The 1901-nt window shown below is 65.0% G+C and carries 3 protein-coding genes; 1 reads left to right on the plus strand and 2 read right to left on the minus strand.

The genetic code is table 11. The annotated features are described in order from the left end of the window. Nucleotides 1–347: 347 nt before the first annotated feature. Together ACWELQ_RS44860 and ACWELQ_RS44865 are read right to left on the minus strand one after the other, a co-directional pair. A complete protein-coding gene (locus ACWELQ_RS44860; RefSeq protein WP_452403051.1) occupies nucleotides 348–683 on the minus strand; it encodes a DUF3759 domain-containing protein in 336 nt (111 codons plus the stop codon). 134 nt (nucleotides 684–817) lie between these two features. Beyond that, nucleotides 818–1111, minus strand: coding sequence for a hypothetical protein (locus ACWELQ_RS44865; RefSeq protein ID WP_452403052.1), 294 nt, complete (start codon nucleotides 1109–1111; stop codon nucleotides 818–820). Nucleotides 1112–1283: 172 nt separating this feature from the next. On the opposite strand from ACWELQ_RS44865, the gene ACWELQ_RS44870 reads away from it, so the two are divergent. Then, the coding region (locus tag ACWELQ_RS44870) for a biotin carboxylase N-terminal domain-containing protein (RefSeq protein WP_452403053.1) at nucleotides 1284–1901 on the plus strand (618 nt) is incomplete at its 3' end.

Genomic DNA, 1901 nt, shown 5'->3' on the forward strand with positions numbered 1-1901 from the left:
ACTCGAAGACGAAGCAGTAGTCGTTGCGGTAGCGGTTGCCGTTCGCGAGCGTGGCGCTCATCGTCTCCTCCACGATCACTCGATCCCCGTCGGCGCGGATCGGCGAGAAAGCGCCGCACATTGTCGTAGCCGGTGATCACCCAGACCGGAGATCCGTCGGGCAACTCGGCTCGATGCACTCCACCCCCGCTCGTCCGCAAACGCTCGTGCAGTACATCGAGCTCATGGACACCAACGGCGAAGGGACAACTCCCGAGCGTCATGCCGCCAGTCTGCCAGCACCGGCATCGATCTGATCGCGAGATACCTCGGCTGTGCACACGGCGGCCGACGATGTGGAACGGCGGCTAGAACTGGCCCGATTGGTTGAGGGCTTGCTGGGCTTGTTCGGTGGCGTGGCGTTTGGCCACTTCGCGGTCCCAGGCGTCCAAGCCCTTGGTTTCGAAGAGTTTGTCGCATTCGGCGGCGGCGAAGCCGGCGATGAGTTCCTTGGCGAGGGCGTGGGAGGCGGGTTTGCCGTTGGCGGCGCAGTGTTGTTCGTAGGCTTTCATGGCTTCGAAACCGGCTGCGCCGCCGATCAGCTCGTGGGAGAGCTTGGCCTTGTGGTCTTCGTTGTTGGGATCGATGTTGTAGACCTGGTCGCGGTTGGCGCTGTCGTTGTTGAAGAAGTCGAACAGGCCCATGGTTCCTCCTGAGCGTTCAGCTGCCGGTGCACCGGTGCATCGGAGACGCTTTGGAAGGTAACATCGCCGGGGCGGCGACTCGCCGAATTTGCCTGTCCGACAACATCATTAGAACCAACCGGTTGGCAACCCCGCTACTCGATCACCGGCCGCGAAATCCCCAGATGCTCGGCCGCGTGGCGGGCGATGGTGTGGGCCTGGCGAGCCTGGGCTTCGGGGTGGGCGGTGTGCTGGTCCAGGGTCACGTGGATGCGTTCGAAGGCGGCGGCCGCGGTGGTTACCGTTCGCCGCAGCGTGGCGATGTAATCGATGAGGTCGGCGATTTCGTCGGTGGTGAAGGTGAGTCGGGGGTGGTCGTCGCCGGTCACGATCGCTTCGGCGGCGGACTCCGCCCAGCGGGAGTGCAGTACTTCGAGAATGTCGGTCACTCGGGATCCCCTTCCACACGAACGCGCCGTCGTAGAGAGATCTAAACGAATACGTACGAGTAACCCCCTATCGGGGTGGTCACCGCGTACGGCGACGGTGCAGACTACCCGGGACCGGCAGTCGCAACGTTGCCCGACCGGGTCAAATGCGACGCTATGGAGGGAGCAGGCGGTGTTCAGCCGTATTGCCATTGTTAACCGCGGAGAGGCCGCGGTCCGACTGATTCATGCTGTCCGAGATCTGGCGGCAGAGACTGGACTCACGATCCAGACGATCGCTCTGCACACGGATGTCGATCGGAACGCGACCTTCGTGCGCGAGGCCGACGTCGCCTACGATCTCGGACCGGCCTCGGCCCGCCCGTACCTCGACCTGAAGGTGCTCGCGCAGGCGTTGAAGGCGACCAAGGCCGATTCCGCCTGGGTGGGCTGGGGTTTCGTCGCCGAGGATCCCGCGTTCGCGGAGCTGTGTGAGCAGATCGGGGTGACCTTCATCGGTCCGAGCCCCGACGCCATGCGCAAGCTCGGTGACAAGATCGGCGCCAAGCTGATCGCGGAAGAGGTCGGCGTGCCCGTCGCGCCGTGGAGCCGCGGCGGCGTCGACACCGTCGAGGACGCCATCACCGCCGCCGAGCAGATCGGCTATCCGCTCATGCTGAAGGCGACCGCCGGCGGTGGCGGACGCGGAATTCGCATGACCTCCGGAGGGCCAACGGGCGCAACCTGTTTGGCTTCCTTCAGCAGCGGTTCCGGGGCGGCGACAGCGGGTGCCGCCTCCGGTCTGGGTAGG

Source organism: Nocardia sp. NPDC004722 (assembly GCF_053601505.1).

Coding starts and splice junctions, on each gene's coding strand:
- ACWELQ_RS44860 (WP_452403051.1), bottom strand. CDS start 683: ATGGGCCTGTTCGACTTCTTCAACAACGACAGCGCCAACCGCGACCAG.